The sequence below is a fragment of the Sphingopyxis sp. 113P3 genome, assembly GCF_001278035.1.
GTDB lineage: Bacteria > Pseudomonadota > Alphaproteobacteria > Sphingomonadales > Sphingomonadaceae > Sphingopyxis.
The window spans coordinates 3,433,192-3,459,847 of the sequence record NZ_CP009452.1; the positions used below are offsets into that span (position 1 = coordinate 3,433,192).

At 64.5% G+C, this 26,656-nt stretch carries 23 protein-coding genes and 1 pseudogene; 15 read left to right on the forward strand and 9 right to left on the reverse strand.

Translation table 11 applies throughout. From position 1 onward, the window contains the following. Positions 1 to 263: 263 nt before the first annotated feature. From LH20_RS16585 to LH20_RS16605, 5 genes are read left to right on the forward strand one after another with little or no spacing between them, the layout of a single operon-like run. Complete coding sequence (locus tag LH20_RS16585; RefSeq protein ID WP_053556339.1) at positions 264 to 830, forward strand: F0F1 ATP synthase subunit delta; 567 nt, start codon at positions 264 to 266, stop codon at positions 828 to 830. A gap of 3 nt (positions 831 to 833) precedes the next feature. Then, positions 834 to 2,363 carry a F0F1 ATP synthase subunit alpha gene (atpA, locus tag LH20_RS16590; protein WP_053555191.1) on the forward strand — a complete coding sequence of 510 codons (1,530 nt, stop codon included), beginning with the start codon at positions 834 to 836 and terminating at the stop codon, positions 2,361 to 2,363. A 59-nt stretch (positions 2,364 to 2,422) separates the two neighbouring features. After that, positions 2,423 to 3,298 carry a F0F1 ATP synthase subunit gamma gene (locus tag LH20_RS16595; protein ID WP_053555192.1) on the forward strand — a complete coding sequence of 292 codons (876 nt, stop codon included), beginning with the start codon at positions 2,423 to 2,425 and terminating at the stop codon, positions 3,296 to 3,298. A 24-nt stretch (positions 3,299 to 3,322) separates the two neighbouring features. Beyond that, a complete protein-coding gene (atpD, locus tag LH20_RS16600) occupies positions 3,323 to 4,864 on the forward strand; it encodes a F0F1 ATP synthase subunit beta (RefSeq protein WP_083455462.1) in 1,542 nt (513 codons plus the stop codon). 42 nt (positions 4,865 to 4,906) lie between these two features. Further along, the gene (locus tag LH20_RS16605) at positions 4,907 to 5,164 is read left to right on the forward strand and encodes an ATP synthase F1 subunit epsilon (protein ID WP_053555193.1); all 258 of its coding nucleotides are present in this window, start codon (positions 4,907 to 4,909) and stop codon (positions 5,162 to 5,164) included. A 125-nt stretch (positions 5,165 to 5,289) separates the two neighbouring features. Here the strand turns inward: LH20_RS16605 and LH20_RS16610 are convergent, their stop codons facing one another. Then, complete coding sequence (locus LH20_RS16610) at positions 5,290 to 5,772, reverse strand: DUF6265 family protein (protein WP_235527005.1); 483 nt, start codon at positions 5,770 to 5,772, stop codon at positions 5,290 to 5,292. A 147-nt stretch (positions 5,773 to 5,919) separates the two neighbouring features. Between LH20_RS16610 and LH20_RS16615 the strand changes: the two genes are divergently transcribed. Further along, a complete protein-coding gene (locus LH20_RS16615) occupies positions 5,920 to 7,404 on the forward strand; it encodes a CpaF family protein (protein ID WP_053555194.1) in 1,485 nt (494 codons plus the stop codon). A gap of 36 nt (positions 7,405 to 7,440) precedes the next feature. On the opposite strand, the gene LH20_RS16620 is transcribed toward LH20_RS16615, so the two are convergent. Next, positions 7,441 to 7,629, reverse strand: coding sequence for a hypothetical protein (locus LH20_RS16620; protein ID WP_053555195.1), 189 nt, complete (start codon positions 7,627 to 7,629; stop codon positions 7,441 to 7,443). A gap of 79 nt (positions 7,630 to 7,708) precedes the next feature. Here LH20_RS16620 and LH20_RS16625 point away from each other — a divergent pair, with 79 nt between their 5' ends. Both LH20_RS16625 and aat read left to right on the forward strand, forming a co-directional pair. Continuing rightward, the gene (locus tag LH20_RS16625) at positions 7,709 to 8,536 is read left to right on the forward strand and encodes a class I SAM-dependent methyltransferase (protein WP_053555196.1); all 828 of its coding nucleotides are present in this window, start codon (positions 7,709 to 7,711) and stop codon (positions 8,534 to 8,536) included. Continuing rightward, positions 8,533 to 9,300, forward strand: a complete 768-nt coding sequence (gene aat / locus LH20_RS16630) for a leucyl/phenylalanyl-tRNA--protein transferase (protein ID WP_053555197.1) — start codon at positions 8,533 to 8,535, stop codon at positions 9,298 to 9,300. The genes LH20_RS16625 and aat overlap by 4 nt, the downstream gene beginning before the upstream one ends. 44 nt (positions 9,301 to 9,344) lie before the next feature. On the opposite strand, the pseudogene LH20_RS24265 reads toward aat, so the two are convergent. The 4 genes and pseudogenes from LH20_RS24265 to LH20_RS16650 form a co-directional block, all read right to left on the reverse strand. Next, positions 9,345 to 9,746: pseudogene (locus LH20_RS24265) on the reverse strand (DUF2155 domain-containing protein); the annotation flags it as partial. Between the two features lie 8 nt (positions 9,747 to 9,754). Continuing rightward, the gene (locus LH20_RS16640; RefSeq protein ID WP_053555199.1) at positions 9,755 to 10,141 is read right to left on the reverse strand and encodes an NADH:ubiquinone oxidoreductase subunit NDUFA12; all 387 of its coding nucleotides are present in this window, start codon (positions 10,139 to 10,141) and stop codon (positions 9,755 to 9,757) included. Between the two features lie 76 nt (positions 10,142 to 10,217). After that, positions 10,218 to 10,679, reverse strand: coding sequence for a DUF192 domain-containing protein (locus LH20_RS16645; protein WP_053555200.1), 462 nt, complete (start codon positions 10,677 to 10,679; stop codon positions 10,218 to 10,220). A gap of 33 nt (positions 10,680 to 10,712) precedes the next feature. After that, positions 10,713 to 11,285 (reverse strand): RecX family transcriptional regulator, encoded by a 573-nt coding sequence (locus LH20_RS16650; RefSeq protein ID WP_053555201.1) that lies wholly within the window; start codon positions 11,283 to 11,285, stop codon positions 10,713 to 10,715. 178 nt (positions 11,286 to 11,463) lie between these two features. Between LH20_RS16650 and LH20_RS16655 the strand changes: the two genes are divergently transcribed. From LH20_RS16655 to LH20_RS16665, 3 genes are all read left to right on the forward strand, one after another. Next, on the forward strand, positions 11,464 to 13,215 hold the full coding sequence (locus LH20_RS16655) for a fatty acyl-AMP ligase (RefSeq protein ID WP_053555202.1): 1,752 nt from the start codon (positions 11,464 to 11,466) through the stop codon (positions 13,213 to 13,215). 198 nt (positions 13,216 to 13,413) lie between these two features. Beyond that, positions 13,414 to 15,780 carry a putative bifunctional diguanylate cyclase/phosphodiesterase gene (locus tag LH20_RS16660; RefSeq protein WP_053555203.1) on the forward strand — a complete coding sequence of 789 codons (2,367 nt, stop codon included), beginning with the start codon at positions 13,414 to 13,416 and terminating at the stop codon, positions 15,778 to 15,780. 177 nt (positions 15,781 to 15,957) lie between these two features. Beyond that, positions 15,958 to 16,533, forward strand: a complete 576-nt coding sequence (locus LH20_RS16665) for a CHAP domain-containing protein (RefSeq protein WP_053555204.1) — start codon at positions 15,958 to 15,960, stop codon at positions 16,531 to 16,533. A 43-nt stretch (positions 16,534 to 16,576) separates the two neighbouring features. Here the strand turns inward: LH20_RS16665 and LH20_RS16670 are convergent, their stop codons facing one another. Both LH20_RS16670 and LH20_RS16675 read right to left on the reverse strand, forming a co-directional pair. Further along, positions 16,577 to 16,840 carry a DUF3297 family protein gene (locus LH20_RS16670; RefSeq protein WP_053555205.1) on the reverse strand — a complete coding sequence of 88 codons (264 nt, stop codon included), beginning with the start codon at positions 16,838 to 16,840 and terminating at the stop codon, positions 16,577 to 16,579. 98 nt (positions 16,841 to 16,938) lie between these two features. Continuing rightward, positions 16,939 to 17,385, reverse strand: a complete 447-nt coding sequence (locus tag LH20_RS16675) for a hemerythrin domain-containing protein (RefSeq protein WP_053555206.1) — start codon at positions 17,383 to 17,385, stop codon at positions 16,939 to 16,941. Between the two features lie 135 nt (positions 17,386 to 17,520). Between LH20_RS16675 and ku the strand changes: the two genes are divergently transcribed. The 3 genes from ku (at position 17,521) to LH20_RS16690 (ending at position 24,151) form a co-directional block, all read left to right on the forward strand. Further along, entirely contained in the window at positions 17,521 to 18,396 is an 876-nt protein-coding gene (ku, locus tag LH20_RS16680) for a non-homologous end joining protein Ku (protein ID WP_053555207.1), read from the forward strand. A 1-nt stretch (position 18,397) separates the two neighbouring features. Then, positions 18,398 to 20,911: a DNA ligase D gene (ligD, locus tag LH20_RS16685; protein ID WP_053555208.1), complete on the forward strand. Its 2,514-nt coding sequence runs from the start codon at positions 18,398 to 18,400 to the stop codon at positions 20,909 to 20,911. Between the two features lie 219 nt (positions 20,912 to 21,130). After that, entirely contained in the window at positions 21,131 to 24,151 is a 3,021-nt protein-coding gene (locus tag LH20_RS16690) for a TonB-dependent receptor (protein ID WP_053555209.1), read from the forward strand. 32 nt (positions 24,152 to 24,183) lie between these two features. Here LH20_RS16690 and LH20_RS16695 read toward each other — a convergent pair whose 3' ends face one another. Further along, entirely contained in the window at positions 24,184 to 25,107 is a 924-nt protein-coding gene (locus LH20_RS16695; RefSeq protein WP_053556342.1) for a tetratricopeptide repeat protein, read from the reverse strand. Positions 25,108 to 25,277: 170 nt separating this feature from the next. Here LH20_RS16695 and gdhA point away from each other — a divergent pair, with 170 nt between their 5' ends. Beyond that, positions 25,278 to 26,633, forward strand: a complete 1,356-nt coding sequence (gene gdhA / locus LH20_RS16700) for an NADP-specific glutamate dehydrogenase (protein ID WP_053555210.1) — start codon at positions 25,278 to 25,280, stop codon at positions 26,631 to 26,633. Positions 26,634 to 26,656: the final 23 nt, after the last annotated feature.

The window sequence follows — 26,656 nt, forward strand, 5'->3', positions numbered from 1 at the left end:
TCGCGCTGTTCCTCGGGAGCCAAGGCTGTTCTTTCTCCGCCTTTGTGGAGAAAGCTGTGCCCTTCGACAAGCGCGCAGGGCGCAGCCGCACAGGCCGGAAAGAAGCGGGCCGGGAAAGCCGGTGTGATTCCTTCCTCCCCCACCTTGCATTGCAACAAAATCGTTGCTACGCGCGCCGCGACTGTGCAGCGGGGGGCCTCTTCGGAGACCATGTAAATCCGCGCAGCCATCCCCCTCGGGATCGTAGAGAAGGACTTTTGCGCGTGGAGAATTCCGGCGGCATTCAGGGCAACATCACGGCGGGCCTTACGGGTCGCTATGCCAGCGCGCTGTTCGATCTGGCGCGCGAATCCAACGCCATCGACAGCGTTCAGAAGAGCCTCGCGGCGCTGCGCCAGGGCCTCGCCGATTCGGCCGATCTTGCCGCGCTTGCTGCAAGCCCGGTCGTCAGCCGCAGCGACGCCGCGAAGGCCGTCGCCGCTGTCGCAAAGGCGATGCAGCTCGATTCGCTGACGACCAATTTCCTCGGCGTGCTCGCGCAGAATCGCCGCCTCGCCGATCTTTCCGGCATGATCGACGCCTTCGACGCGATCGTTGCAGCGCACCGCGGTGAGGTGACGGCCAAGGTCACCAGTGCGCATCCGCTGAGCGCAGAGCAAGTCAAGGCGCTCGCCGCCAATCTCAAGACCCGTGTCGGCCGCGATGTCAGCATCGCAACGACCGTCGACCCCGCCATTCTCGGCGGTCTCGTCGTCCAGCTGGGCAGCCAGCTGATCGACGGCAGCATCCGTACCCGTCTCAATAGCTTCGCGACTGCGATGAAAGGCTGAATAATGGAAATCCGCGCCGCTGAAATCAGCAAGGTCATCAAGGACCAGATCGCCAATTTCGGGACCGACGCCACGGTCAGCGAAATCGGTTCGGTGCTCTCGGTCGGCGACGGCATCGCCCGCGTCCACGGCCTCGACAATGTCCAGGCCGGTGAAATGGTCGAGTTCGCCAATGGTGTGAAGGGCATGGCCCTGAACCTTGAAGCCGACAACGTCGGCATCGTGATCTTCGGCTCGGACGCCGAGATCAAGGAAGGCGACACCGTCAAGCGCACCGGCACCATCGTCGACGTTCCCGTCGGCAAGGGCCTGCTCGGCCGCGTCGTCGATGGCCTTGGCAATCCGATCGACGGCAAGGGCCCGATCGTCGCCGAAAAGCGCATGCGCGTCGAAGTGAAGGCTCCCGGCATCATCCCGCGTACGTCGGTCCACGAACCCGTCCAGACCGGCCTCAAGGCCCTCGACGCCCTCGTCCCCGTCGGTCGCGGCCAGCGTGAGCTGATCATCGGCGACCGCCAGACCGGCAAGACCGCCGTTGCGATCGACACCTTCATCAACCAGAAGGAAGCCAACAAGGGCGACGATGAGAGCAAGAAGCTCTACTGCATCTACGTCGCCGTCGGCCAGAAGCGCTCGACCGTCGCGCAGATCGTCCGCCAGCTCGAAGAGAATGGTGCGATGGAATATTCGATCGTGGTCGCCGCGACCGCGTCGGAACCCGCACCCCTCCAGTTCCTCGCGCCTTACACCGGCTGCACGATGGGCGAATATTTCCGCGACAACGGCATGCATGCCGTGATCGTCTATGACGACCTGTCGAAGCAGGCGGTTGCCTATCGCCAGATGTCGCTTCTGCTCCGCCGTCCGCCGGGCCGCGAAGCCTATCCCGGCGACGTCTTCTATCTCCACAGCCGCCTCCTTGAGCGCGCTGCGAAGATGAACGCGGACAATGGCTCGGGTTCGCTGACCGCGCTGCCGATCATCGAGACGCAGGCGGGCGACGTTTCGGCCTATATTCCGACCAACGTGATTTCGATCACCGACGGCCAGATCTTCCTTGAGACCAACCTCTTCAACGCGGGCATCCGCCCGGCGATCAACGTCGGCTTGTCGGTGAGCCGCGTCGGCTCGGCCGCGCAGACCAAGGCCATGAAGAAGGTGTCGGGCTCGATCAAGCTCGAGCTCGCCCAATATCGCGAAATGGAAGCCTTCGCGCAGTTCGGGTCTGATCTCGACGCGTCGACGCAGAAGCTGCTCAATCGCGGCGCGCGTCTGACGCAGCTGCTGAAGCAGCCGCAGTTTCAGCCGATGCCGTTCGAGGAGCAGACCGCGTCGATCTTCGCCGGCACCAATGGCTATCTCGACAATGTCGCCACCGGCGACGTGTCGCGCTATGAACAGGCAATGCTCGCCTATCTGCGCAGCGACCATCCGCAGGTGCTGAAGGCCATCCGCGACAGCAAGGATCTTGGCGACGATGCCAAGAAGGGTCTCGTCGAAGCGCTCGACGCGTTCGCCAAGATTTTCGCGTAAGCCAAGTGTGACCGTGAGCCCGGCCGGTTGCGCCGGGCTGACGAACAAGAGGGGCCGTAATGGCATCGCTTAAGGAACTCAAAGGGCGCATCGTCTCGGTCAAGTCGACCCAGAAGATCACCAAGGCCAAGAAAATGGTCGCCGCAGCAAAGCTGCGCAAGGCGCAGGCCGCGGCCGAGGCCGCGCGCCCCTATGCCGAGCGCCTCGAAGGCGTTGTCGCGAGCCTCGCATCGAAGGTCGGCGCGTCGGATTCGGCGCCGAAGCTGCTCGCGGGCACCGGCAAGAGCGACACCCACCTGCTCGTCGTGCTCAACAGCGACCGCGGCCTGGCCGGCGCGTTCAACTCGAACATCGTCAAGGCCGCGCGCGACAAGGCCCTCGAACTGCAGGCCGAGGGCAAGAAGGTGCTGTTCTACCTCGTCGGCCGCAAGGGCCGCCCGGTGATCGCGCGCCTTTTCCCCGGCCAGATCATTGAGCAATATGAGACGACGGGCATCCGCGACATCGGCTTTGAACAGGCGAGCGAAATCTCGGCGAAGGTGATGGAGCTTTATGAAGCCGGTGCCTTCGACGTGGCGCACCTTTTCTATTCGAAGTTCCGCTCCGCGCTGCTTCAGGTCGCCACCGGGCAGCAGATGATCCCGGTCCCGCCGCCCGCCGAAGCGCCGGTGGCAAGCGGCGCTGCGGTCGAATATGAGCCCGACGAGGAAGCGATCCTCGCCGACCTCCTGCCGCGCAACGTCACGATCCAGATCTTCAAGGGCCTCCTTGAAAACGCTGCCTCCGAGCAGGGGGCGTCGATGACCGCTATGGACAATGCGACGCGCAACGCAGGCGAACTGATCAACAAGCTGACGATCGTTTACAACCGCACCCGTCAGGCGGCGATCACCACCGAACTCATCGAAATCATCGCGGGCGCCGAAGCGCTCTAACCGATCAACCCAAGGAAGAAGACCATGGCAACCGCACCTGCCCCCGAGAAGAAGGCTCCCGCCAAGAAGGCGGCCGCGCCCAAGGCCGCCGCGCCGAAGAAGGCCGCAGCAGCGAAGACGGCTGCGCCCGCCGGCACTGCGACGGGCCGCGTCGCGCAGGTTATCGGCGCCGTCGTCGACGTTCAGTTCACCGGTCCGCTGCCGGCCATTTTGAACGCGCTCGAAACCGACAACAACGGCAGCCGCCTTGTCCTTGAAGTCGCGCAGCACCTCGGCGAGAACACCGTTCGCACCATTGCGATGGACGCCACCGACGGCCTGACCCGCGGGCAGCCGGTGATCGACACCGGCGCGCAGATTTCGGTCCCCGTCGGTCCGCAGACGCTTGGTCGCATCCTCAACGTCATTGGCGACCCGATCGACGAGCGCGGCCCCGTCACCAGCGACATGAAGGCGCCGATCCACGCCAAGGCCCCCGAGTTCGTCGACCAGTCGACCGAAGCCTCGATCCTCGTTACGGGCATCAAGGTGATCGACCTGATCGCTCCCTATGCCAAGGGCGGCAAGATCGGCCTCTTCGGCGGTGCCGGCGTCGGCAAGACCGTTCTCATCCAGGAGCTGATCAACAATATCGCCAAGGGTCACGGCGGCGTTTCGGTGTTCGCGGGCGTCGGTGAACGCACCCGTGAAGGCAACGACCTCTACCATGAGTTCCTCGACGCCGGCGTTATTGCCAAGGACGCCGACGGCAATCCGACCCCCGACGGGTCGAAGGTGGCGCTGGTGTTCGGCCAGATGAACGAACCCCCGGGTGCGCGCGCCCGCGTCGCATTGTCGGGCCTCACCATGGCGGAATATTTCCGCGACCAGGAAGGGCAGGACGTGCTCTTCTTCGTCGACAACATCTTCCGCTTCACCCAGGCGGGTTCGGAAGTGTCGGCGCTGCTCGGCCGTATCCCCTCGGCGGTGGGCTATCAGCCGACCCTGTCGACCGACATGGGCGCGCTGCAGGAGCGCATTACCTCGACCACCAAGGGCTCGATCACCTCGGTGCAGGCCATTTACGTTCCCGCGGACGACTTGACCGACCCCGCGCCTGCAACCTCCTTCGCGCACCTCGACGCGACGACGACGCTGAGCCGTGCGATTTCGGAGCTTGGCATCTATCCGGCCGTCGACCCGCTCGACTCGACCTCGCGCGTGCTGACGCCCGCCGTCGTCGGCCAGGAGCATTATGAGACCGCCCGCCGCGTTCAGGAAACGCTGCAGAAGTACAAGTCGCTCCAGGACATCATCGCGATCCTCGGCATGGACGAGCTTTCGGAAGAAGATAAGCTTGTCGTCGCCCGCGCGCGCAAGATCCAGCGCTTCCTGTCGCAGCCGTTCCACGTTGCCGAAGTCTTCACCGGCATCCCCGGCAAGTTCGTTGCGATCGAGGACACGGTGAAGTCGTTCAAGGCGGTTGTCGACGGCGAATATGACCATCTGCCCGAAGCAGCCTTCTACATGGTCGGCGGGATCGACGAAGCGGTCGCCAAGGCTGCAAAGCTCGCCGAAGAAGCGTAATCATTGCCCCCTCCCCCCTCGGGAGGGGTCGAAGGACAGATCATGGCCCTGAAGTTCGAACTCGTCACCCCCGCCCGCCTCGAGCGGTCGAGCAACGTCTATATGGTTACCGTGCCGGGCAGCGAGGGCGATTTCTCGGTGCTCGAAGGCCACGCGCCCTTCATGGCGACACTGCGCAACGGCCCGCTGACCATCTATGCCACCAATGGCGCCGAGCCCGAGACGATCGAGGTCGAAGGTGGCTTCGCCGAAGTCAACGAGACCGGGCTGACTGTGCTCGCCGAGCATATCGCGGCCTGACGCCGCTCGGCATTATCAGAATTAAAGGGGACTTCTTGGGTCCCCTTTTCTTTGGCCGAGTGAAAAATCCGCGTTCCGTCGTCGTCCCTGGGGCACACTTGCGGATTGATCGGATGCCTGCCGCACTAGCGGGGCCTAGCCTGCGCCGGGGTCGCGCCGCCCATCGGGCCATAGTCCCATTCCTCCGCCTGGCTGCCGTCCATTCGCGAGATGCGCGCCTTTAACCGGTCGCCCTCGCGCCAATAGCGGATGCGCTGCGGATAATCATGCGCGGGGTTTGCAAACTCGATCATCGTACTCCCCGCGTCGACCGTGGGGAATTCCACCGCCGGACGCCCGAAAGGCTGGGCAAGGAAGACGAGGGTGCCATCATCCCTCCGGATGATCCGCATATGTTCGAAGACCACCGCCTTATCGCCCTTGCCGATGCGCGCCGCGCCGATCATGAGACCGCCGCGGGGCGGGGTCCAATATTCGTCCGCCCATTGCCCTTCGGGGCGGTTTTGCTCCCACGCCCCCGTCATCCAGCGCGGCGATTCGGGCGAATCGGCGGCGGCAAGAGGTGACGCAGAAAGCAAGCCCGCGAGCCCCAAGATGATGATTCGCATCCTTATTCCCCTTCTTCGCCCGCTGTGTCCCCGAACGGCATTAGGAGAATATCAAAGTTTCCCTCTTATTCACCCTGGCCGATGAGGGTTCGCTTGCGAAAACCGCGGCTATCCCCGCTTGAGACCAAAGCGAAGCAAGGTGAAACGATGAGTGCATTCGGACGCCGACCGGGAACAGCAGGCCGCCCCGCCTTTGGCGTAGCCAAGCCGATGCAGGGGGGTGCCGTCGGCGGTGGCCAGTTCCCCGCGCTCGACACCGCGCCGATCGCCGAGCCCCTGTCGAGTCCGCTCAGCCCCGAACTCGAGGCGATGGACCGGCTGAACCAGCGCTCGAGCGCCGAGGCGATGGAGCCCGAAAAGCTGCAGGGCTTCGAAGCGTCGGTTCACAAGATCAAGGAGCAGGTGCTTCCGCGCCTGCTTGAACGCGTGGATCCTGAAGCGGCGGCGACGCTGAGCAAGGATGAGCTCACCGAGGAATTCCGCCCGATCATCCTCGAAGTGCTCGCTGAGCTTCGCATCACGCTCAACCGGCGCGAGCAGTTCGCCCTCGAAAAGGTGCTCGTCGACGAGCTGCTCGGCTTCGGCCCGCTGGAAGAATTGCTCGCCGATCCGGACATCAGCGACATCATGGTCAACGGACCTTACCAGACCTATGTCGAGCGCAAGGGTCAGCTCGTTCTTGCACCTATCCAGTTCCGCGACGAGCAGCATCTCTTCCAGATCGCGCAGCGCATCTGCAACCAGGTCGGCCGCCGCGTCGACCAGACCACCCCGCTCGCCGACGCGCGCCTCAAGGACGGCAGCCGTGTCAACGTCATCGTCCCGCCGCTCAGCTTGCGCGGCACGGCCATCTCGATCCGTAAATTCTCGGCCAAACCGATTACGCTCGACATGCTATGCCAATGGGGCGCGATGAGCCAGAAGATGTGCACCGCGCTGAAGATTGCAGGCGCCAGCCGTTTCAACATCGTGATCTCGGGCGGCACGGGCTCGGGCAAGACGACGATGCTCAATGCCCTTTCCAAGATGATCGACCCCGGCGAACGCGTCCTGACGATAGAGGACGCCGCCGAACTTCGCCTGCAGCAGCCGCACTGGCTGCCGCTCGAAACGCGCCCCGCGAACCTCGAGGGCAATGGCGCGATCCACATGGGCGACCTTGTCAAGAACGCGCTGCGTATGCGCCCCGACCGCATCATCATGGGCGAGGTTCGCGGCGCCGAGTGTTTCGACCTCCTCGCCGCGATGAACACCGGTCACGACGGGTCGATGTGTACGCTCCACTCGAACAGCCCGCGCGAATGCCTCGGCCGTATGGAAAATATGGTGCTGATGGGCGACATCAAGATTCCAAAGGAAGCGATCTCGAAGCAGATCGCCGATTCGGTCGACCTGATCATCCAGATCAAGCGTCTGCGCGATGGCTCGCGCCGCGTCACCAACGTGACCGAGGTGATCGGCATGGAAGGCGATGTCATCGTCACCCAGGAATTGTTCAAGTTCGAGTATCTGGACGAAGACAAGGACGGGAAGATCGTCGGCGAATATCGCTCGATGGGCCTGCGTCCCTATACGCTGGAAAAGGCGCGCCAGTTCGGCTTTGACCAGCCATTCCTCGAGGCGTGCCTCTGACCTGGCAAGGACCGGGCATGCACGCAGGCCGGCGGGTTATCCCTGGTGCAGCCACACCGCAGCGCTCAAGAGCGCGACCGCGACCGAAGCGAGCGCGATTCCGCGCCACGGCATGAAGCCGACATTGTCGACGTCGCGGCGATTGCGGCGGCGCCAATCTGCGATTTCAGCAAAACCGAACAGCGCAGCAGCGCCGATGCTGACCGACAGCATGGACACTTGCATTGACCCCGCTCCCTTCGCACTATGGCCGCTCCCAAGCGGAGCCGGCCCGGCCGGTCCACCCCAGCCGAGAGGTGCGGATATGCGTCATTTACCTTCTGTTGCAAGTGCCCTTCTGATCGCCGCCTGCGCCGCCTTTGCGGGGTTCGCGGGAAGCGCGGCGGCGCAGGAAGCGACTGAAAAGGGCGAAGATGCGATCGCGGCGGCTGTCGCGGCGCCGAGCCGCACGCCCGCAAACACCGCGCGCGATGCCTACCGCCACCCTGCCGAAACGCTTGGCTTTTTCGGTGTGAAACCGGGCGACACGATCGTCGAACTGTGGCCAGGCGGCGGCTGGTATACCGAAATACTCGCTCCATTCGTCAACGCTGGCGGCGGCCGGCTCTATGCCGCAGCTCCCGCAGGGCGGCTCAAGACAATCGAGACGTGGCAGGCCGAAAAACCCGAGATCTATGGCGCAATCCAGCCAGCCGAATTTCCGCACCTCGAGGGCGCCAAGGTTCCCGACGAAAGCGCCGACGCCGTGCTGACCTTCCGCAATGTCCACAACTGGCGCTTTTCGGGAAGCGACAAGGCCGCCGAGGCGTTCCGGCAGATCTTTGCAATGCTGAAGCCCGGCGGCACGCTTGGCATCGTCGAGCATCGCCTGCCCGAGACGATGGATTCAGCGCTCGAGGAAAAAAGCGGCTATATGAAACGCTCCTCGATTATAGGCTTCGCCGAAGCGGCGGGCTTCAAGCTCGCGGGCGAGAGCGAGGTCAATGCCAACCCTAAGGATACGCATGATTATCCGGGCGGGGTCTGGACGCTGCCTCCGACGCTGAACCAGAAGGAGGACGGACGCGACACCTATCTCGCGATTGGCGAATCCGACCGCATGACCCTCAAGTTCGTGAAGCCTGCAAACTGACACGGCACCAGGAGACGATCGACCCCGCGCTGCTGCTCAGTGCCTATGCGCAGGGGCTGTTCCCGATGGCGGACGGGGCCGACGACCCGTCGGTGCATTGGGTCGAGCCGCGTATGCGCGCGATCCTGCCGCTCGACGGCTTTCGCCTGTCGCGCAGCCTCAGGAAGGTGATCTGCGCCGACCGTTTCCGTGTCACTACCGACAGGGTCTTCAGCGAAATGCTCGCGCTCTGCGCCGAGCCCGCACCTGACCGGCCGACGACGTGGATCAATCCGGTGATCAAGGCGAGCTACGAGCGATTGTTCCGCCTCGGTCATGCGCATAGCGTCGAGTGCTGGCTGGATGGCGAACTTGCAGGCGGGCTCTATGGCGTCTCCCTGGGGCGCGCCTTTTTCGGCGAATCGATGGTCAGCCGGGCCCGCGATGCTTCGAAGGTCGCGCTCGCGCATCTTGTCGCCCGGCTGCGCGCCGGCGGCTGGCAATTGCTCGACTGCCAGTTCATCACCCCGCATCTTGCAAGTCTCGGCGCGATCGAAATCCCGCAGGCCGACTATCTCGCGCGGCTCTATTCGGTGCTGTCGGGCGCGGACGGAGCAGGAGCGGCCGGCGCAGCTGCCTCCGGGGCTGAGCTTCCCTCACCGCCATTCGTCGCGGGCGACTGGGGAGCGCTCGACGCCTTGGGCGCGGCCGGCGATGCGGCTTTGGATGCCGAGCGTGCGACAGGCTCGCCGCCGGGATATGTCATCGCGCAGCTTTTGACATAAACGTCGAATATGGGGTGCTGGATGATGTTGCGTTCCGGCCGCTCCCTGAAGATCCAGCCCGAAAAGACACGATACCATTTGTCGTCGCGCTGATCCTGCACGCTCAGCTGCACGAAGGCGCCGGTTTCCGGCGGGTCTTCCCAAGGGGCAGTCTGTTCGCAGGCCCGCAGACGCACGATCGCGCGGCCGACGCGCGCCGTATCGCCAGGTTTCATCTCAAGCTCGCGCACCAGCCCGTTTCGCTTGTTGAGCAGGCCCAGCACCGCGGTGCGCTCGGCCATCGGGGTCGCGCCTTCGATGCCGCCGACTTCCTGCGGCACCTCTTCGGAGCGCACAATCTCGCCGGTCTTGGCCTCGCTGCCACGCTTGTCGCTCGTGCGGTCGCACCCCGCGAGCGCCGGAATCGTCAGCGCCAGCAAGAGCGCGGGAACGAGCGGGCGCGGCATCGCGGCTCTCACTCGGCGCCGGGCCGCCAGGCCTCATAATCGCCGGTCGCGGCTGCGCGGCGTCCCCCGCGCTCGAGCGCACCCTGGGGACGATAGGCGCCGGGGCTTCCGGTCAGGTTTGGCGTCGGCTCCTTCTGCCACGCGCGCGGCGCGGGCAACACTTCAGCCGGCAGTTCGTCGAACGTGCGATGCAGCCAGCCGTGCCATTCGGGCGGCACGCGGCTCGCGTCGTTGGACCCCTTGTAGATGACCCAGCGCCGCTTGCCGTCGCGCGAGCGGTAATAACGGTTGCCGAGCGCGTCCTCGCCAACTTTCTCGCCGGTACGCCAGCTATTCCATAATGTGCCGACGGTCGCGCCGTCCCACCAGGTGAAAATCTTGCCCAAGATGCTCATGGCTGCGGCGTTTACAGGCAAGGCCGTGCGCTTCGCAAGCGCGAAAGGGTGCGAAGGGGACGTTTATGCGCCGACCTCAGCGATCCTTCCAGCTGACCCTTGCCTCCTCGTCGAGGCCGAGTTTCGCCGCGGTTCCCCCCGCAAGCTCGAGCACGGCCGCGACCTCCCCTCCGCTCACAACCGGGTCGAGCGATTCGGGAATCGTATTTTCGGCGATCCGGTCGATGCTGCCGTCAGAGCGGATGAAGATCATGTCGAGCGGGATCAGCGTGTTCTTCATCCAGAAGCTCGCGATGCGAGGCCTCGGGAAGGGAAAGATCATGCCTCCGTCGGCGGGAAGGCTGGTGCGGAACATCAGCCCGCGCGCCTGCTCCTCGCTGGTGCGCGCGACCTCGACGTTGAACCTGTGGGTCTTGCCGTCCGCCTCGATCGTCAGCGGGATCGTCGCCGCGCTTTCGGACTGGGCGTCGCTGTCGCGGGCGCACGCCGCCATCGGCATCGCCATCGTCAGGGCTAGAGCGGTCAAGATCACGCGCATCGGCACATCCTTTTGCCAGCAGGGGCGCAAGTCCTAATCGAGCGCCGCGGCCTCGTCCAGCGCTGCCAGCGCCGCCTCGTCGCCCGGACCGATCGCGAGGATACGCCGCGCGAGGCTGGGCGAATGACCGGCGCGGACAAAAGCCGCGACCTGGCGCTCGCGCAGCGCGGGGTCGGTCGCGCTGGCGGCGGCATAGGGCCCCAGCCTTCGCCGCCGCGCAAAGCCCAGCGCCGCCGTGAGCGCCGCCTTTCTTGCGTTTTCGATCGCCTCCCCGGCGTCGCCCTCGCCGATCCCGTCGATCCGCAGCTGCGCCCTCACCCGCCGCTCGCCGAGACCGCGCCGCGTCATCGCCGCGCCGCGCATTGCAGCATATTGCTGATCGTCGACGAAGCCCAGCCGCTCCATCTTCGCGACCGCAGCCTCGCATGACGTCATGGCGTCTGCTCCGTCGCGCCAGTCGGATTCGCGTATCTTTCGAGCGAGATAGCGCGCAAGCTTTGCCCGGCTGGTTGCGAATCGCGCGACATAGGCGAGCGCGAGTTCGTCGAGCCGGGCGGCGTCGAGGGGTTTTGGGTGTCGGACGGATCGAGCGTGGCCATGGCCCATGCCATGTTTATGCCACAGTCAAGCCCGATTGAGAACGACCAGCGCCGCCATATCGGATCATCATGGTCCGAAAAGGGCCGATTTGTTCCACTTGCAAGGGATCGCCGAGCGCGTCATGGGTCCGAAAGATGAGATGCTTGTTGCCCCGCGCCCCGCTTCCCGGGACTGTGCACCCCCTATGACCGAAAAAAACAATGTCGCCGCGGACGAACTCGTCCCTACGCCCACCGAATGCGCACAGCCGCGCCGTTTCTCGGACTTTTCGACCGTGGGCGAAGCACTTGATTACGCTGCCGCGGGCACGCGCGGACTGAATTTTCATGATCCGCGCGGCAAGCTCGTTCGCGCTTACAGCTATCGCGAGCTCAGGGAGGATGCGAAGCGCGCCGCCTATCGGCTCATTGCCGCGGGCATCAAGCCGGGCGACCGCATCGCGCTGATCGCGGAAACCGGCCCCGAATTCGCTGCGCTCTTCTTTGGCACAATCTACGCAGGAGCATGGCCGGTCCCGCTGCCGCTGCCGACCAGCTTTGGCGGCCGCGAATCCTATGTCGGCCAGCTCACCGTGCAGCTTTCAAGCTGCGACCCGGCGATGCTCTTCTTCCCGCCCGAGATTGCGGCGATGGCGACCGAGGCGGCCGAGGCGAAGGGGGTCACCCCCGTCGACTGGAGCGAGTTCGAGAACCGCGCTGCCCCGATCGCGGATCTGCCGCAGCAGAATCCCGATGCAACCTGCTATCTTCAGTACAGCAGCGGCTCGACGCGCTTTCCGCACGGCGTTGCAGTCACCCATGCCGCGCTCCTCAACAATCTGTCGGCGCACGCGCACGGCATGAAGTTGCAGGACAGCGACCGATGCGTGTCATGGCTCCCCTGGTATCATGATATGGGCCTCGTCGGCTGCTTCCTGTCGCCGGTCGCCAATCAGGTGTCGGTCGACTATCTCAAGACCGAAGACTTCGCGCGGCGGCCGCTCGCCTGGCTCGATCTGATCAGCCGGAACCAGGGCACGACCCTCAGCTATTCGCCGACCTTCGGCTATGACATCTGCGCGCGGCGCATTTCCAGCCAGACCAATGTCGCCGAGCGTTTCGACCTTTCGCGCTGGCGCGTCGCCGGCAATGGCGCCGACATGATCCGCCCCGACGTGATGCAGAGCTTCGTCGACGCCTTTGGCGAAGCGGGCTTCAAGGCGAGTGCCTTCCTCCCGAGCTATGGCCTCGCCGAGGCAACACTCGCGGTCAGCATCATGCCGCCGGGTGAAGGCATTGTGGTGGAACTGGTCGAGGAGACCGAGCTTTCGGGCGGCACCGGCGACGCCGGGCGGCCGACCCGCTACCGCGCGATCGTCAACTGCGGCAAGGCCGTCAAGGATATGGTGATCGAGGTACGCGACGAGGCCGGAAACGTTCTTCCGGACCAGACGGTCGGCAAGATCTGGTGCACAGGCCCGTCGCTGATGACGGGCTATTACCGCGACCCCGAGGCGACCGCCGCCTGCATGTCGGACGGATGGCTCGACACAGGCGACATGGGCTATCTGTCGGACGGCTATGTCTATGTCGTGGGCCGCGCCAAGGACATGATCATCATCAACGGCAAGAATCACTGGCCGCAGGATATCGAGTGGGCGGTCGAGCAGCTTCCCGGCTTCAAGTCGGGTGACATTGCCGCCTTCGCGATTACCGCGCCGGGAGGCGAGGAGACCCCCGCGGTACTCGTCCAGTGCCGCACCAGCGACGAGGCCGAGCGCCTCGCGCTGCGCGAGACGATTCGCGAGCGCGTCCGGGCGATCACCGGCATGAACTGCCTTGTCGAACTCATCCCGCCGCGCACGCTGCCGCGCACGAGTTCGGGCAAGCTCAGCCGGTCGAAGGCGCGGGCGCAATATCTGGCCGGCGAAATCCAGCCCTTCGCGATCGCGGCGTAGACGCCACCTCCCGATCATTCGATCGGCAGGGGGCGGCCTCGCCTCCTGGCCATAGGCATACCCCCTCCGCCGATGGCCGAGCTCCGCCCGGCAGGAGGTTTGCCTCCATCGGCGCGCCCTCGCCTTTTCGTCCCGCAGCGGCACAAATGGCCCCCGAAGAGCGCGGCCGCGGTTACCATCGGGTAACCCTGCGCCGCTATGACGGGCTTTGTGAAGAGCCTGCTAACCGACCATGTACCGGCCGACGATGTTTCCGCCCGCGCCCTGATGGGACTGGGACCGAGAAGCGAGGATAGCGGTGACCTGCGTCAGCTTCAGCTTGCCCCGCTCCGCGGCAAGGGGAAGCTGCGGCTATGGATGGGTATCGGCATGGCGCTCGTCGCGGCCTTCACCATGGTGACCCGCCTGCCCTGGGGACTTGCGGGCGGCTGGCTGACGACCGCGCTGCTGTTCAGCCTCTGGTCCAGTCGCTCCTTTGCCGTTCTGCCGCTCGGAGATCCAAAACTTTCGAGCGCCTCGATCTTCCGGCTCTGCCACCGCCACGCCCTCTATTCGGCGCTCCTCTGGTCGGCTCCCTTCTGGTTCGAGGGTGTATCGCCAACGCTCGGGCATGTCCTGTCGCTCTGGCCGATCGCATTGCTGATGATGCTGACTCTCGCGATGGTCGCGCACAGCCTTCCGCTCGCCTGCGCGCTCTTCATCCTGCCCGTGAGCGTGTCGGCCGGGGCGGCGCTGGTCCTCGCCGGAGCGCCGCAACTCGCCGTGATCGCGCTCGTGGCGGGGCTCCTTCTTTGCGGCTTCTGCATTCGTTTCGCGCAAAATCATATCCGCTTTCGCCGGGCAGAAGAAACGCTGCACGAGAAGACCGAGACGGTCAGTCTGCTGCTGCGCGAGTTCGAGGAAACATCGGCCGACTGGCTGTGGCAGACCGACAACAGCCGCCGCCTCGTTCACGTCTCCCCGCGCCTCGCCTTTGCATTCGGTGCATCGCCCGACGCTCTTGAAGGCATGCCGCTGCTTCAGGCGCTTGCGGGCGATGCCTGGGAAACCGGCGACTTTCCCAAGAGCCTTCACGATCTCGCCGAGCGCATGAAAAGGCGCGAAAGCTTTTCCAACCTGATCGTCCCGGTGACGATCGGCGGCAAGTCGCACTGGTGGGAACTCTCCGCGTCGCCGAGGCTCGATGATCAGGGCAAGTTTCTCGGTTTCCGCGGGGTCGGTTCCGACGTTACCGAACAGCGCGCATCGGCCGAGCAGATCGCCCGCATGGCGCGTTTCGACAACCTCACGGGCCTTCCCAACCGGCTGAGCCTGCACGAAGACCTCGGCCGCGCGCTCGCGCATGCCCAGGGCATGAAAGCGCGCTGCGCGCTCATGATGATCGACCTCGACCGCTTCAAGGCTGTCAATGATACGCTCGGCCACCCGACCGGCGATCAGCTGCTCGCGCAGGTCGCGACCCGGCTCAAGAGCCTGATGGGCAGTGACATGACCTGCGGCCGGCTCGGCGGAGACGAGTTTGCGGTGGTGCTCCACGACGTCAGCTCCGCATCGGAGGCCGAAGCGATCGCGCACCGGATCATCGCGGTTCTGAGCCGTCCCTATGTCGTCGACAATCATCAGCTCTTCGTCGGCGCGAGCATCGGTTATGCGATGGGGCCGCAGGACGGCGCGACGGTCGAAACCCTCACTCGCAACGCCGATCTTGCGCTCTACAAGTCGAAGGACAAGGGCGGCAATGTCGTCGCCCCCTATGTGGCTTCGCTCCACGCGCAGGCGGAGGAGCGGCGCGTGATGGAGCAGGAACTGCGCGGTGCGCTCGAGCGCCGCGAGTTCGAGCTTTACTATCAGCCGGTGGTCACTGCGGAAGATGGCACGCTCAACGGCTTCGAGGCGCTCATCCGCTGGAACAACCAGACGCTCGGAAATGTCTCGCCTGCCCGCTTCATCCCGCTCGCCGAGGACAGCCGGCTGATCGCGCCGATCGGTGAATGGGTGCTGCGAAATGCCTGCGCCGAAGCGATGCGCTGGCCCTCGAACCTCAAGGTCGCGATCAACGTTTCGGCCGAACAGCTCACCGACCCCAAATTTGCCTCGCTCGTCGTCTCCGCGCTCGCCCAGAGCGGTCTCCCGCCCCAAAGGCTCGAGATCGAGGTGACCGAAAGCGTGTTCCTGCGCGACGGCGGGGGTGCGGCCCAATTGCTCGACCAGCTCATCGCGCTCGGCATCCGTCTCAGCCTCGACGATTTCGGTACCGGCTATTCGTCGCTCGGCTATCTTCGCAAGACGCAGTTCTCGACAATCAAGGTCGATCGGACCTTCGTTGTCGGCGCCGCCAAGGGGCACACCGAGTCGATCGCGATCATCCGCGCCGTCGTCGCGCTCGCGGACAGCCTCGGCATGGCGACCACCGCAGAAGGCGCCGAGACCGAGCGCGAGGTCGAAACGATCCGCAGCCTGGGCTGCAGCAATATCCAGGGCTATTATTACGGACGCCCGATGCCCGCGAGCGACGTGCTTACCCTCTTCCGGCCCCCCGAATCGCGCTCCATCGCCGCGGCCTGAAAAGGCGCAGCCAAGCGACAGGCTGCAGGCCCCGCGCGGCGGATGGAGAGCTTACCGAAAGGTTCCGCAGCTTGCCGCAGCCACACCGCATTTCATCGCTGCACACTGGTCCCAATGCACGGCTTCGCGCACACCGGCCTCAACGCTTGAAGACAAGCCAATGGGGGGTCGCATTTCATGATCGTTCGCCGCTTTTTCGGTGCCGCCGCTGCATCGGTGATGGTACTCACCGGTCTGATGACGAGCGTTCCGAGCGCGGCGCGCGAATATCTGCAGTGCGTTGCCTTCGCCCGCGCCGAATCGGGCGTCGAAATTCGCGGCAATGCGAAAACCTGGTGGGCGCAAGCTGCTGGCGATTATGATCGCGGCCAGGAACCCCGCAAGGGCGCCGTCATGGCGTTCGCCGGCACGCGCAGCATGCCCATGGGACATGTCGCGGTGGTCGAGAAGGTCTTGAACGAGCGCGAAATCCTCATCAGCCATGCAAATTGGTCGCCGATCAACGGCCGGCGCGGCCAGATCGAGCGCAATGTCCGCGTCGTCGACGTCAGCGATGCGGGCGACTGGAGCATGGTACGCGTCTGGTACGCGCCGATCGGGGACCTTGGCCTGCGCGCCAACCCGGTGCAGGGTTTCATCTATCCCAGCGGCCGTTCGGGTGAAGACGGCAGCTTTAGCGCTCCGGTGTGGGCGAAGAATGACTGGAAGCCTGGCAACGGGCTCGACCTGGTCGCCGCTTCGCTGAGCAACTGATACGGTATCACCTTGCAGGCGACTGCCTGCGACAGAGGGCTCTTCAGCCCTCGTCGCCCTTTTCCGCAGCCCCGTCCTCGAACCAGGCTTCGACCTCGCCCGAGAGCTTGATCGTCATCGGCTGACCGAAACGATCCTTCGACTTGCCCGCAGCGACGCGAATCCATCCTTCCGAGATCGAATATTCCTCGACGTCGGTGCGTTCCTTGCCCTTGAATCGGATGCCGATGCCACGCTGGAGCACCTCCATGTCGAAATGGGGCGACCTGGGATTGGTCGACAGGCGGTCGGGCGGGGTATCGGTCATCTCAAAAAATCTCCGGCTTGCCCGGCGCGGCTAGGCGAGCGGAGAGTGCAAATCAAGGGGGCCTTGCGCCGCGGCGGGAAGCGCACACCGCGGCGTCTTCATCGCGACGCCGAAAGCGTCGCGCCGGCGAGCTGGTCGACCACCGGATAAAGCTCGCGATTCTCGCGTTCGATGCGCGCGGTGATCGCTTCCAATATCGCGGTGCTTTCCGCGCAGAACCGGTCCCATTCGGCCGCGACCCGAGAAGGCGGCCAGCGCCGCTCGTAATCGTCGTAATCGTCCGCGGCATGGCCCATCGCGCCTGCAAATTCGCGCGCAAGATCGGCTGCTGCCGCCTCGCCAGTCGCCCGCAGCCGCGGATAGAGTGCCCAGTCTTCGCATTTCAGATGCCGCCGCAACGTGCCGCGCAGCTCTTCGCGTACCGGCTCGATCACAGCCGATGGCGGTGCAGCGGATGCACCCAGAAGTTCGGTGAGCGCGCGCGCGAGCCGCAAGAGCTCGGCATGCTCGGCGCGCAATCGGCGGAGCTCGTGGACGAACGACATAGATTTTCCCGCGATGCGAAGAGCTCCCATCCTCGCATGCCCGCATGAAAAGAGCGTTAAGTCGGCGCAGCGCATGAGCTGCGGAACCCGCGGGCGCGCCGATCATTTGAGATGCAAGCAGCGAAAGGACTCTCGATGGCCGCACGCGCCTATTGGAAGGGGCAAATCCGGCTCGCGCTGGTGTCGATCCCCGTCGAAATCTACCCCGCGACCAAGTCGGGCGCGGGCATCAGCTTCCGCCAGATTCACGAACCGAGCGGCAAACCGATCCGCTATGAGAAAATCGTGCCCGGCATTGGCGCGATCGACACCGATGACATCATCAAGGGCTATGAGACCTCGAAGGGAAATTATGTCCTTCTTGAGGATGAGGAGATCGAGGCGGTCAAGCTCGAGAGCAAGCGCACCCTCGAACTCGTCCAGTTCGTCGACGCGAGCGACATCGACATCCTCTATTACGCCAAACCCTATTATGTGGTGCCCGCCGATGAATTGGCCGAAGAAGCCTATATCGTCCTTCGCGAGGCGCTGCGGCGCACGAAGAAGGTGGGGCTCGGCCAGCTCTCGGTGCGCGGGCAGGAACAGCTTGTAGGCCTGCGCCCCTGCGGGCGCGGGCTGGTGCTCGAGGTGCTGCGCTACGCGGACGAGGTGAACAAGGCCGCCAATTATTTTCGCGACGTCGGCAATGGAAAGCCTGACGCAGACCTCCTCGACCTTGCCGAAACGCTGATCGACAAGAAGAGCGGCAAGTTCGATGCATCGGATTATCACAATCATTATGTCGACGCGCTGAAACGCGTGATCGCCAAGAAGGCGAAGGCCAAGGGCAAGAAAGTTCTGGAGGACGTCGAGGAACCGGCGGGCATCGACCGCGGGTCGAATGTCATCGACCTGATGGCCGCCCTCAAGGCCTCGGTCGAGGGCAAGAAGAAAGCGCCCGAAAAGGACGCCGGGAAGGAACCGGCGAAGAAGGCGCCCGCGCGAAAGGCCCCCGCAAGGAAGCGGGCGTAAGATGGCACGCGCAGACCCCCTCGCCCCTTACAACGCCAAGCGCGACTTCGCGCTGACCCCCGAACCTGCGGGGAAGATCGAAAAAGGTGCAGGTCACCGCTTCATCGTCCAGAAGCATGATGCGACGCGCCTCCATTATGACTTTCGCCTCGAAGCCGACGGCGTGCTCAAGAGCTGGGCGGTGACCAAGGGGCCGAGCGCCAACCCCGACGACAAGCGCCTTGCCGTGCGTACCGAGGATCATCCGATGGCCTATGCCGAATTCGAGGGCGTGATTCCGAAGGGCGAATATGGCGGCGGCACGGTGATGCTGTGGGACAGTGGCAGCTGGGCGCCGGTCGAGGGAAAAAGCGCGAAGGACATCGAAAAGGGCCACCTCCACTTCATCCTCGACGGGCAGCGGATGAAGGGCGAGTGGCTGCTCGTCCGCATGAAACCGCGTCCGGGCGAGAAGCGTGAGAATTGGCTCCTTCGCAAGGTAAAGGATGCCGAGGCCGGCGGGAGCGACGATCTGACCGGCCGCCACCTCACCAGCGTGCTCACGGGACGCACGATGGCCGAGATCGCGGGCGACGAGGGCGGCGAGCAATCGCTCGAAGGCGCAAAGGGCGCGGCCTTCACGAAGAAGATGAAGGCGGCCGCGGCGCATAACAGGAAGGTCGCCAGGCCAAGGGCGAACGCCAGGCGCGCGAGGCCCCCCGGATTTCGTCCGCTGCAGCTTGCAACGCTGGTCGATGCAGTGCCGGCGGGAAACGGCTGGATGCACGAGATCAAATTCGATGGCTATAGAGCCGAGATCGCAGCGGCCGGCCGCGACGTGCACGTCTACACGCGAAGCGGGCTCGACTGGACCGAAAAATTCGCGCCGCTCGTGCGTCACATTGCCGCGCTCGACCTGCCGCCGTGCCTGATCGACGGCGAGATCGTTGCCTATGGCAAGGATGGCAACCCCGACTTCTCATCGCTGCAGGCCGTGCTGAAGCGCGGTCACGGGGCGCAGGACGAGCAGACCGAGCTGCGATTCTTCGCGTTCGATCTGCTCGAAGAAGGCGGAAAGTCGCTCGCGAACCTTGGCAATCTGGAACGCAAGGAACGGCTGGAAGCGCTGCTGCGCGATGCGAGCCCCCCAATCGCGGTCGCGGACCATGTGATCGGCGCGGGCGAAACCCTTTACGGCGCAATGTGCAAGGCAGGACAGGAAGGCATTATTTCAAAGCGCGCCGACGCGGCCTATTCCGGCCGCCGCACGAAAAACTGGGTCAAGGTGAAATGCACCCGGCGGCAGGAATTCATCATCGTCGGCTGGAAGCCCTCGTCGACGAAGCAGCGCCCCTTCTCCTCGCTGCTGCTCGCGCAGTGCGAGGGCGACGAACTTGTCTACAAGGGCAATGTCGGAACGGGCTTCGACACGAAGGTCATGGCCGAGCTTGCGAAGCAGTTTGCGCGGCGCGAGCGCAAGAGCGCGCCGCTCGAGGTTGACAAGGCTGCGGCGCGCCATGTCCGATGGCTGAGGCCCGACCTCGTCGCCGAAATCGCCTTTGCTGAATTCACCGCAAGCGGATCGGTGCGCCATGCAAGTTTTCTGGGCTTGCGCCACGACAAGGAGGCAAAGGACGTGACCCCCGAAACGCCGCAGCCCGCTCCCGCGCCCGACAGCGACATCGTGATCACCAACCGCGAGCGGGTGATCTTTCCCGAGGCCAAGGCGACCAAGGGAGATCTCGCCGACTATTATGCAGCCGTCGCGCCCGTCATGCTCCCGCACATGGCTCGGCGTCCCGTCAGCCTCGTACGCTGTCCGCAGGGGCGGGCGAAAAAATGCTTCTTCCAAAAGCATGACGCGGGAAGCTTCGGCGGCCATGTCCATCATGTCCCGATCCGCGAGAAGGACGGAGGACACGAGGATTATCTTTACGTCGAGGATGCGGAAGGCATCCTCGCCTGCGTCCAGATGGGAACGATCGAGTTTCACGGCTGGGACAGCCACGTCGACGCGCTCGAGACACCCGATCGCATGGTCTTTGACCTCGATCCCGATGAGGGGCTCGGCTTTGCCGAGGTCAAGAAGGCGGCGGTCGACCTTCGCCGCCAGCTCGCCGACATCGGCCTTGTCAGCTTCGCCATGCTCTCGGGCGGAAAGGGCATCCACGTCGTGGTGCCGCTCGAGCCTGGGCATAGCTGGGAGAAGCACAAGGATTTCTCGAAGCGTTTCGCCGAAGCGCTGAGCCTCGCCGAGCCCGATCGCTATGTCGCCACGATGAGCAAGGCAAAGCGCAAGGGAAAGATCTTCATCGATTATCTGCGCAACCAGCGCGGCAGCACTGCGATCATGCCCTACTCGGCGCGCGCGCGCGAAGGCGCGCCCGTCGCCGCCCCGATCGGGTGGGACGCGCTTGCGGGCATCGAAAGCCCGGCCCGCTGGACCATCGGCGACGCCGAGGAGCTTCTGACCCGCGCCGCGAGCGCCGAGCTCAAGGGCTGGGGCTTTGCCCAGCAGAAGCTGCCCGATTTCTGACAGCTCCCCGGGCCGGCCTCCCCCGGCGCCGCCCTCGATTTCAAGCCCGTACCGCTAAATGTTCAAACCCCCGGGCTGCTCGCGCTCGAATTGGTATGACACAATGTCCTACCACTTATCGCCTGCTATAATATTTCTTGGTATGCATCATTGGTTGACATTTAATGCAGACCAATCCAGCGTCTCTGCCATAACCAGAAGTGGTGAGGGAGAGAGTCGATGAAACGGGTGGGGACAGGGGTAGCCGCAAGGCGTTCGCACGTGCTTGGAACGCTGCTCGCGAGCACGGCACTGGTCATGACGGCAGCGCCGCTCAAGGCGCAGGAGGCAGCGGCCGACGAGAGCGAAGGCGACGCGATCATCGTCACCGGGATCCGCAGCTCGCTTCAGAACGCCCTCGTCGAAAAGCGCGACGCAAACAATCTGGTCGAGGTGATCCAGGCTGAGGATATCGGCAAGCTGCCCGACCAGAATCTCGCCGAAGTGCTCGAAAACGTCACCGGGGTTCAGATCACCCGCCAGGCGGGCGTCGGCAATGCGGTGCAGATCCGCGGCACCGACGCCAACCGCGTCGAGATCAACGGCGTGTCGACCGTCGGGTCGGGCGCGGGGCGGTCGGGGATCAGCTTCGAGGATCTGCCTGCATCGCTGATCGCTTCGGTCGAGGTGGTCAAGGTGCCGACCGCGCAGACGATCGAAGGATCGGTGGGCGGCACGATCAACCTTCGCACGATCCGCCCGCTCGACTTGCAGGGACCGCTGATCGCGGCGCGCGCGCAAATGGAGAACAGCGACCTTGCAAAATCCACCCTGCCGCGGCTCTCCGCGACCGTCGGCAACAATTGGGAGACCGGAATAGGCGAGATCGGCATCGTCTTGAGCGGCAGCTACGCGCGCCAGGACGTCGCCGCGTTCAAGCCGCGCGTCGACCGCGACGCAGTCGTTCTCCCGGGATCGGGGCCGAGCGCGGAGGCCTTTCCTTTCCTGCGTATCCAGTTCCTTCAGCAGGGGCTCGAGAATTACGAATATGAAACCTACAACGGCACCGCTGCGCTCGAGTGGAAGCCGGACGACAATCTGAAGCTTTATTTCGACGCAACGCTCAACAACCAGAGGCGCGCGCAGGAAAGCCACCGGGTCCAGATTTCGGGCACCGCGACCCCCTCGGTCGTCGATGCGATGAACAACACCGCCTTCGAGACGGTCGACTTCGGCAGCCTCAACGGCCCCGACGGCCCGGTCAATCTCGGCACGGTCGAGGCCGCGGTCGCGGGCACGATCGGCATCGGGGGCTCGACGGGCACCTTGATCGATCCCAACATGCGCATGTCGAGCGACACAGGGGCGCGCGTGACCAAGAGCCGCGTTTTCGATCTGGGCACCCAGTGGGACGCGACCGACAAGCTCAGCGTGCGCGCCGAGGTCTCGCTGTCGACCTCGAAGTCGCGATTCCCGAACTTCTCGACCACGCTCGATTTCATCAACCCGAACGGCCCCCAGCCCGTCATCGGGCAAAGCCTCGACAACGGCGTACCGCTGGCATTCGACCTGCGGGGCGGCACGCTGCAATTCGGCATCGATCAGTCGAGCCCCTTCGCGCCGACGACCGCGCAGTTGCTCGACCCCGCCAATTACCGGTTGCAGCAGGTGGCGCAGGGGGCAAATACCACCGACAATCAGGAGCGCGCCGGCCGGCTCGACGTCCATTATGACACGAGCGACCTCAACCCCTTCGTGACCTCGATCGACATCGGCTATCGATGGAACCGCACCTCGGCCGAGAATGTTGAATTCTCCCGCAACGTCAGTCTCACGCACACCACCAATGCGTGGAACCGGCCATCGGGCGATCTGTTCTCGGACATCCTCATTCCCGGGCCCAGCAATTTCAACGCGGCCGACGGGCGCGATCTTTATTTCGGCGACTTTCTCCTCATCGATGGCGGGCTCGCATTCCGCGACCCGGGGCGGGTGCTCGACGCACTCAACGAAGCGATCGCGGCGAGCAATGCAGCGGCCACCCAGGGCCCGCCGGTCGCGACGCTCGAAACGCCGACCGAATCCTTTTCCGGCTTCTTCAAGATCAAGGAAACAACGAGCGCAGCCTATTTCCAGGCCAATATGGAAGGCGACATCGCGGGCATGCCGCTGCGCGGCAATGTCGGCGTCCGGTGGCTGCGCACCAGCCTCGCCTCGATCGGCAACAATATCGCAAACGGCGAGGTCACCGGGCAAATCGTCGCGAAGAGCCACTACACTTTCCTGCTCCCGCGGCTCAGCCTCGTCCTTGAGCCCGCTGACAAGTTCCTCGTGCGCGCCGGCATCTCGCGCGACATCCGGCGCCCGAACTTCGACACGCTGTCGACCTCCTATTCGTTCGGCACCGGCCCCAACACGCCGGTTGCGGTCGGCAATCCGGACCTCGTTCCCGAAGCGGTTTGGTCGTTTGACTTGTCGGGCGAATATTATTTCGCCCCCTCAAGCCTGATCAGCGTCGGCCTCTTTCACAAGAGCCGCACCAATCTGTTCGCGCAGCGGCACGAGGACCCGGCTCCCAATCTCGACGCCGATGGCAATCTCAACATCTCGATCGATCCCTCCTGCCCCGGCGGCGGCATCTACAACCCGATTGCCAACCGCAACATCAACAATCCCATTCAGGGTGTCGGCATCTGCGTCCCGCGCAGCTCGACCTTCAATGTTCCCGGCACCACGACGCAGACCGGCATCGAAATCGCCCTTCAGCATGACCTGTCGGCGTGGGAGGATGTGCTGGGCTTCGCCTCGGGCTTCGGCTTCATCGGCAACTTCACCTATCAGAAGACCGGCGGCTCGGCGCGCGAGTATCGCGAGGCGGACGGCCCGCGCACCGTCTTCACCCAGCTCGGGCACCCCGGCGCGCAGGACCTGATCAGCCTCGCGAACCTGTCGAAATATGCGTATAACGCGACGCTCTTCTACGACAAATACGGCCTCAACGCCCGGCTGCGCTATACGTGGCGATCGAGCTATGTCTCGACCGACCCCTTCTTCTTCGGCCTGCCGCTGATCAATGGCGCCCGCGGCCAGCTCAACGCCAGCATCAATTACGACATCAACGACCACATCAATGTCGGGGTCGAGGGGATCAACCTCCTGCGCGGCGACCAGAACCAATATTGCGTCAACAACAAGGCGCTGCTCTGCTTCCAGGGCCTCACCGACCGCCGCATCACGGCAGGGGTGAGCGTCAAGTTCTAGAAGGGGCGCGGGGGTGCGGGGGCGCAGCGCGCCTACGCCCCCGGCACCCCGAGCAAACCGGCCTGCGCCTTGAGCCGCGCAGCCGCGTCCGGATTGGCGGCGACCGCGTCCTTGAGCGCCTGCGCAGCCTTGGCGGTCTCGCCCAGCGTCATGCGGCTGCGCATCAGCATGATCCAGCGGTCGACATCGCCAGGGTTCGCCTTCAGCTTCGCCTCGAGCCCGTCGACCATGCCCGCGATCATCGCATCCTGCTGGCCCTTGGGAAGCTGCGCGGCGGCCTCCATTTCGGCGCGGCTCGGGCCGGGGATCGCGCGCGCAGCGACGGGAAGCTCGTCAGGCGTCAAGGGCCGCGCCTGCGTCCGTGCGAGCCGGTCTGCGACCTCGATCTTGTGGATTGCTCCGACCTGCTCGATCGTGCGGCGAAGATCCGCCTCCCACGGCGCGCCCTGCGGCGTGTCGGCAAGCAGCGCGAACCAGTCGTCGATTGCGCCCTTGTGATCGCCCGCAATATCCTTTTTCACCGCCATGAAATAGCGCGCGCGCGGATCCTTCGCATCGAGCGCGATGGCCTTGTCGAAGGCCTCGCGCGCCGCGGCCGGCAAGGGGTCCCGCTCGCTCGCCATCACCCGCGCCTCGCCGAGCGCCGACCAGATGGGCGCGCTTTCCGGGGCGAGCGCCACCGCCTTTTCATAGGCCGCGACCGCCCCTTTAAAATCGCCCATATCGAAGCGCGCCGCGCCCAGCATCGTCCACGCCTCGATGCTCCGGGGCTCGCGCCGGGTGCGGTCCTCCAGCGCGCCGATTGCATCGGCGGGCGCTGCGCCGCCAGCCTCGGCACGGGGCGGCGGCGCGCCTGCATCGCGCCACATCGCATAGCCGACGGCCGCCGCGAGCAGCACGAAGGCAGCGATCAATATCGCGCGGTTGGCACCCGACAGGCCCTTGGTCTCACTCATTTTTGCCCCTTCCGCATCGCGCATGAAAAAGCTGCCGGCAGCGCTGCTGCCATCTTGCCATTGCGCGGTGATGGTGTAGCCTTTATCGGGCAAGGTCGGTCAACGACAATTTCGTAAAACAATGGGGTCGCACCAATTTTCCCGGTTTGAGCAAGAAGGGGGAGGGGTGCATGGCAGTTTCGGATCACGTCGATTTTCCGACGTTCATGGAGGGCGTGAAGAAGCGCAATCCGGGGCAGAGCGAGTTCGTCCAGGCGGTGCAGGAAGTCGCCGAGGATATTTTCGACTTCATCGCCGACAAGGAAGAATATCATTCGCAGCAGATATTGCGCCGCATCGCCGAACCCGACCGGGTCGTGTCGTTTCGCGTCTGCTGGGAAGACGACAATGGCAATATCCGTGTCCAGCGTGGCTGGCGTGTCCAGAACAACAATGCGATCGGCCCCTATAAGGGGGGTATCCGCTTCCACCCGAGCGTCACCGAAAGCGTGCTCAAGTTCCTCGCGTTCGAGCAAACCTTCAAGAATGCGCTGACCGGACTGCCCATGGGGGGCGGCAAGGGCGGGTCGAACTTCAACCCCAAGGGCAAGAGCGTTCGCGAGATCATGCGCTTCTGCCAGAGCTTCATGACCGAGCTTTATCGCCACATCGGCGCCGACATCGACGTGCCCGCGGGGGATATCGGGGTCGGCGGACGCGAGATCGGCTTCATGTTCGGCCAGTATAAGCGGATCACCAACGAATTTACCGGGGTACTCACCGGCAAGGGGCTCGAATGGGGCGGTTCGCTGATCCGGACCGAGGCGACGGGCTATGGCGCGGTTTATTTCCTCGCCAACATGCTGGCGGCCAAGGACCAGGACCTCGTTGGCAAGAGTGCCGTCATTTCAGGTTCGGGCAATGTCGCGACGCACGCGGCCGAGAAGGTCGTCCAATTGGGCGGCAAGGTGCTCACCCTCTCCGATTCGGGCGGCTTCATCCATGATCCTGACGGTATCACGCAGGAGAAGATCGACTGGGTGAAGGCGCACAAGACCCACCGTCGCGGCCGGATCGAGGAATATGTCAGCGAGTTCAGATCGGCGACATTCGTGCCCGGAAAGACGCCGTGGGGCGTGCCTTGCGACGTTGCCCTGCCCTGCGCGACGCAGAACGAGCTCAATGGCGAGGACGCCAAAACGCTCGTCCAGAACGGCTGCATCGCCGTCAGCGAGGGCGCGAACATGCCAACCGACCTTGCAGGCGTTCACATTTTCCGCGATGCGAAGCTCATGTACGCGCCGGGCAAGGCGGCGAATGCGGGGGGCGTTGCGGTGTCGGGTCTTGAAATGAGCCAGAACAGCGCGCGGCGCAGCTGGAGCGAAGACGAGCTGCAACAGATGCTGAAAGACATCATGGCCGGCATTCATTCGCGCTGTCTGACCTATGGCGACCAGGGCAATGGCTATGTCGATTATGTAAAGGGCGCCAATATCGCAGGCTTCAAGAAGGTGGCCGACGCGATGCTGGCGTTCGGGGTGGTGTAAGAGGCCGCTCGAGGGCAAAAGCG

Bases quoted from the DNA above. Each gene is read 5' to 3' on its own strand.
- atpA (WP_053555191.1), top strand. From the start codon at position 834: ATGGAAATCCGCGCCGCTGAAATCAGCAAGGTCATCAAGGACCAGATC.
- LH20_RS16595 (WP_053555192.1), top strand. From the start codon at position 2,423: ATGGCATCGCTTAAGGAACTCAAAGGGCGCATCGTCTCGGTCAAGTCG.
- atpD (WP_083455462.1), top strand. From the start codon at position 3,323: ATGGCAACCGCACCTGCCCCCGAGAAGAAGGCTCCCGCCAAGAAGGCG.
- LH20_RS16605 (WP_053555193.1), top strand. From the start codon at position 4,907: ATGGCCCTGAAGTTCGAACTCGTCACCCCCGCCCGCCTCGAGCGGTCG.
- LH20_RS16610 (WP_235527005.1), bottom strand. From the start codon at position 5,772: ATGCGAATCATCATCTTGGGGCTCGCGGGCTTGCTTTCTGCGTCACCT.
- LH20_RS16615 (WP_053555194.1), top strand. From the start codon at position 5,920: ATGAGTGCATTCGGACGCCGACCGGGAACAGCAGGCCGCCCCGCCTTT.
- LH20_RS16620 (WP_053555195.1), bottom strand. From the start codon at position 7,629: ATGCAAGTGTCCATGCTGTCGGTCAGCATCGGCGCTGCTGCGCTGTTC.
- LH20_RS16625 (WP_053555196.1), top strand. From the start codon at position 7,709: ATGCGTCATTTACCTTCTGTTGCAAGTGCCCTTCTGATCGCCGCCTGC.
- LH20_RS16640 (WP_053555199.1), bottom strand. From the start codon at position 10,141: ATGAGCATCTTGGGCAAGATTTTCACCTGGTGGGACGGCGCGACCGTC.
- LH20_RS16645 (WP_053555200.1), bottom strand. From the start codon at position 10,679: ATGCGCGTGATCTTGACCGCTCTAGCCCTGACGATGGCGATGCCGATG.
- LH20_RS16650 (WP_053555201.1), bottom strand. From the start codon at position 11,285: ATGGGCCATGGCCACGCTCGATCCGTCCGACACCCAAAACCCCTCGAC.
- LH20_RS16655 (WP_053555202.1), top strand. From the start codon at position 11,464: ATGACCGAAAAAAACAATGTCGCCGCGGACGAACTCGTCCCTACGCCC.
- LH20_RS16660 (WP_053555203.1), top strand. From the start codon at position 13,414: ATGACGGGCTTTGTGAAGAGCCTGCTAACCGACCATGTACCGGCCGAC.
- LH20_RS16665 (WP_053555204.1), top strand. From the start codon at position 15,958: ATGATCGTTCGCCGCTTTTTCGGTGCCGCCGCTGCATCGGTGATGGTA.
- LH20_RS16670 (WP_053555205.1), bottom strand. From the start codon at position 16,840: ATGACCGATACCCCGCCCGACCGCCTGTCGACCAATCCCAGGTCGCCC.
- LH20_RS16675 (WP_053555206.1), bottom strand. From the start codon at position 17,385: ATGTCGTTCGTCCACGAGCTCCGCCGATTGCGCGCCGAGCATGCCGAG.
- ku (WP_053555207.1), top strand. From the start codon at position 17,521: ATGGCCGCACGCGCCTATTGGAAGGGGCAAATCCGGCTCGCGCTGGTG.
- ligD (WP_053555208.1), top strand. From the start codon at position 18,398: ATGGCACGCGCAGACCCCCTCGCCCCTTACAACGCCAAGCGCGACTTC.
- LH20_RS16690 (WP_053555209.1), top strand. From the start codon at position 21,131: ATGAAACGGGTGGGGACAGGGGTAGCCGCAAGGCGTTCGCACGTGCTT.
- LH20_RS16695 (WP_053556342.1), bottom strand. From the start codon at position 25,107: ATGAGTGAGACCAAGGGCCTGTCGGGTGCCAACCGCGCGATATTGATC.
- gdhA (WP_053555210.1), top strand. From the start codon at position 25,278: ATGGCAGTTTCGGATCACGTCGATTTTCCGACGTTCATGGAGGGCGTG.